Raw genomic sequence first — 4,085 nt, 5'->3', positions numbered from 1 at the left:
CTTCCGCCACCTTCCGCCATTCATTATAACCTTCCCGGCCGGTAGTTATGTTGGTATCGCCGCTTGCCAGCGATTGAACCGCATCGGCGGGCGTATACAGCATCCCGGAAATCCAGGCCCAGCTTATTCCGTCCTTCTCACTTAATCTAAGCTCGGTCAGGTCGCGCATGGAATTAATGGCCATTCCTGCAGATGTCGGGGAGATGACCCGTTTTATGCCGTCGAAGTCGATATAGCCCGGGAGTTCACTGAACTGCCGCGAAGTTATAATATGCCCCGACACCAGCATTCTTGCCTCGTAGGCTTTGGCATTACGCCGCAGCCACTTCCGCTTATCGACAGATATCTTCAATTCGCTTGCTTTGGCCACAGGCTCCAGTTTTTGGCTGGCAATCATATCAACGGCGAGTGTAGCCGAATGCTGTACGAAATATTGCCTGCCGGCCAGCGTTATGAAATAGTACTTGTCTCTCTGGTTGTGAAAATAGCCATCATTATAAATCGCTGATAGGATTTCTGTCTCCTGGCCGCCTTCCAGCATATAGACAGTCAGCTTATTCTCCGCCCGATCAACCTTCAAGCGCTTAAGAACGCTGCCGTTGGAATAATAACCTTCATAATTCGCCAGTTCAGACGGAAGAGACTGGGCTTTGAGCGGCAGCTTCAACACCGCAGGTGTTTTATCGAAAAGACCATTTTCGCAAAGAAAAGCTTCCATGATGGAAGCGGCGATTACCATCGCGTTGCTTTGGGGACCGGTAAAAATGACGGCGACCGATATTCTTTTATCTGGAATGGTATAAAGCATCGAACTATAGTTGCCGGTACCGCCGCTCTTGCCCAAAACATTTATACCTTTTGCTTTATAGTGAGCAATCTCCGTCAAATCCCAGCCCAGTCCAAAACTCAGCTCCGGTTGTTTGAATTGCATATAGGACTCGGCGGGTTGCCCCTTTCTCATTTCCGCCAGGGATGCCGGTGAAAGTATCTGGGGACCGGAAGCGGAAAATGTATCGGCGAACTTGCATAAATCCTCCGGCGTCGCTGACAGGCCGCCCGAACCCAACAACGATACTACTTCCAGCGGCTCGCTTTTACCGTCAGTGGTATAATACCTGGCCACGGATCCCTCTTTTAGTCCCTGCCGTTGGCCAACACCCGGACCGGTATGGTTTAAGCCCAGGGGTTCAAATACCCGCTCACTTAGAAATTGAAGGTAGCTTTTTCCAGAAATCCGGGCAACTATCATCTCCGCCAGGGTAAAACCGTCATTGCAATAAGGTGCCATTTCGCCCGGCCGATGTTTGAGATGAGATTTTGCCAGGGTATCCAGTACATCCTGGTAATATTCTTTATGATATTCAAAACCAAAACTATTGGAACCGATGGTACCGGGCAAACCCGAGGAGTGGTTGAGCAGCATTCGGACGGTGATGTCTTTATAGCGTTCATCTTCCATGGTGAATTCCGGCAGGTAGGCAGTCACCGGCTGGTCGAGCTCTACCTTGCCCTCATCTACCAGCAGCATAATGGCTGTAGCACAATAAACCTTGCTGATCGAGCCGATATTGAATAGGGTATTTTTATCAACGGAGATGCTCCGCTCCCGGTCAGCCATGCCAAAACCTTCGGCATAGACGATTTTGCCGTTCTCCATGACTGCAACGGTGCCGCTACCGGCATTCCCGGCGTTGATGGCCTTCCATATCTCGCTGCGGGCGGTAAGCCTGGTATTGCTCAGGGCAGGATTTTCAGCGGCATTGAATGATGCCGGTATCATGATTGCCAGCAGCAGGGCAATCAAGCAAGCTGCAACAACACGAAATTTGTTCAATACAAAACCCCCTTCTAAATTTAATCTCCTTATTTTTCTTCTGAGATTAATGCGTAAGTTTGCTAAATTTTAATTTAGACAAAAAAATGGCTAATCCTGCCTGTTAAAAATAAAAAATTGGCAGCATGGGGATGCATCTTTGGCCTCTATTTGGTTTTTCTTTTACCCCAACTGTCAAACTCGGGAGAAGTGTAATTGAATATCGGCAAAGCGGGGGGCGGTCCAGGAGTGCGGAAGGATGCAGCTTTGTGCTGAGGTAATTAAATCAAATGTTTTAATGGCTAAATTTTGCTGCCGATGTTTTTTCTATGATATAATAAAGTAAGACTATTAACAGGAGTGTGATTAAATGCCATGTTTAATGTTACGGAGGTAAGACAAAATATCAGTAAAATAATTACTCAAGTCATTGAAACAAAGGAACCCATAGTTTTGTTGAAGAGATCAAAACCTGTAGCCTACATCATAGAAGCTAAAGTTTTTGAAGAACTACAAGCAAAAGCAAAAAAGGTGGAGAGCTACGAAAAAACAGAAAAAGCGAAAGACACTCTTCAGCGATTGGCCAAATTAAGGGGTGAAATGAAGCCCCAGCCAGATTCCACTCCATTGATCAGACGATTGCGGGAGGGGGAGGAGCGGAGTGAGTAGCTATATATGCCTTGACAGCAGCGTTTTGATAAAAGTTCTGGTTAATGAAGAGGATAGCGACAAGGCGGTTACCTTGCTGGAGAGGGTAATTAATGAGAGGATGACTGTTGTTTTGCCTGACTTTGCCTGGGCTGAAGTGGGGAGCGTCTTAAGAAAAAAGGTAAGCAGAAGGTTAATAAATCCGAAACAGGCCGAGACTGCCTGGGAAGCTTTTAATAGCTTCGGGGTTATTACCTTCATAAATGATGTTTCTGTTATGCGAGCAGCCTGGCAGATAGCGGATAAAGAGGAACTGCCTACTTTATATGATGCGGCTTACCTGGCTGTAGCGGAAATTATGGCAAAACAAAACGGAAAAGAGTGTGAGTTCTGGACTGCTGACAACAAGCTGGCAAGCTCCGTGAAGAACAAAAGTTATGTTAAAGTATTACAAAGCTGCATTATTTTCTAACGTCCTGGTACATCTGCTTTTGGACAGACTTACTATGAAGCCCGGCGGATAATGGAAATATATTCTCAACAAACGCTGCAGCACATTCCTCTGGCCGCCTTAAACTATATATATTACCGGTATACCGTTGAGCTTTTGCTCCAGGAGCTCCTTCAGGTATTCTTCGGCCTGCAAGCGGATATCGGAGCGATAGCAGTATTTTCCCCGTCCTCGCCCGGTCATAAGGGATTTATCATACAATTTGACAGCGTTAGGAAATGCTTCGGCATTAATAGCCCGGTGGATATAGCTGTAAGTCATAAAGATGATTTCTATGAACAATTCCTTTTTTATTTTATCCGGCAGTTCGTCAGCCAACTGCTCAATGAGCTGCGAATAAAGCTCTTGCCAGTTATCCAGCAATACTACCGGTGCTATTAAAATTCCCACCTTATAGCCTGCAGCATGCATTTGCTGCAGGGCCCGGATTCGGCCCGTCAAGGAGGAGGTACCGAACTCCAGCCTTTGAATAATCGGTTGAGGATTGACACTCATGCGCATTATGGTTCTGCCTCCATGATTCAAAGGGAGCAGAGCTTCTACCATATCGAACTTGGTGGGAAAAGTTATAAAACCTTTTTTGCTTCCGGCGAAATTCTCTATGGTCCATTCTAGATTCCCGCTTATGCTGTTCTCTAAAAGCAGGTCGCTGTTGCTGCCGATCTCAAAGGTTAAATCCCCGGGTGAACGATTGGCAGTCTTCATTAATTTATCCAGCATTTGCTCGCGATTGACAAAAAGCCGCAAATAGGAGCATTTATTATAATTGCATACCAAATAGCAATAAAGACACATGGCGCTGCAGCCCGATGAGGTATAGGGCACCAGAAAATCCGAGACTTTATGATTGGGCGTATATTTTAAACTCTTGCGTACTCCCAGGATCAAATAACGTTTCATGTGCACAAATTCTTTATTGGGATTCTTGCGCAATTCTTCGATATTATTATGGTTTTCAATAGCTATCCAGGGTATATGGGCAAATTTTTCTTGCAGTTGCTTCCCCAATTCGTAATGTAAAACCGGGGGCTCATAAAAAATCTTTTCCGGAAACAAGCCACCACCTCCTGGAAGTATTATTTCAAGCGGCAGTGTTTCATATACCGAATGTCA

Annotated in this window: 4 protein-coding genes; 2 read left to right on the top strand and 2 right to left on the bottom strand. The window is 45.8% G+C overall.

Features of this window, described 5'->3' with window-relative positions; genetic code table 11:
* A partial coding sequence (locus tag PHP87_RS11125; RefSeq protein ID WP_299921358.1) for a serine hydrolase occupies positions 1-1,834 on the bottom strand: 1,834 nt, incomplete at its 3' end.
* 354 nt (positions 1,835-2,188) lie between these two features.
* Here PHP87_RS11125 and PHP87_RS11120 point away from each other — a divergent pair.
* Both PHP87_RS11120 and PHP87_RS11115 read left to right on the top strand, forming a co-directional pair.
* Positions 2,189-2,482: a type II toxin-antitoxin system Phd/YefM family antitoxin gene (locus PHP87_RS11120; protein WP_299920363.1), complete on the top strand. Its 294-nt coding sequence runs from the start codon at positions 2,189-2,191 to the stop codon at positions 2,480-2,482.
* On the top strand, positions 2,475-2,933 hold the full coding sequence (locus tag PHP87_RS11115) for a type II toxin-antitoxin system VapC family toxin (protein WP_299921356.1): 459 nt from the start codon (positions 2,475-2,477) through the stop codon (positions 2,931-2,933). Before PHP87_RS11120 ends, PHP87_RS11115 begins: the two co-directional genes overlap by 8 nt.
* A gap of 99 nt (positions 2,934-3,032) precedes the next feature.
* Here the strand turns inward: PHP87_RS11115 and PHP87_RS11110 are convergent, their stop codons facing one another.
* Positions 3,033-4,028, bottom strand: coding sequence for a spore photoproduct lyase family protein (locus PHP87_RS11110; protein WP_299921354.1), 996 nt, complete (start codon positions 4,026-4,028; stop codon positions 3,033-3,035).
* Positions 4,029-4,085: the final 57 nt, after the last annotated feature.

The sequence above is a fragment of the Syntrophomonas sp. genome (assembly GCF_028707975.1).
GTDB lineage: Bacteria > Bacillota > Syntrophomonadia > Syntrophomonadales > Syntrophomonadaceae > Syntrophomonas.
Note: the sequence above shows the minus strand (reverse complement) of the source record. Positions and strands in the feature narration are given on the sequence as shown.

Excerpts from the sequence above, each read along its gene's own strand:
- PHP87_RS11120 (WP_299920363.1), top strand. The coding sequence starts at position 2,189 with ATGTTTAATGTTACGGAGGTAAGACAAAATATCAGTAAAATAATTACT.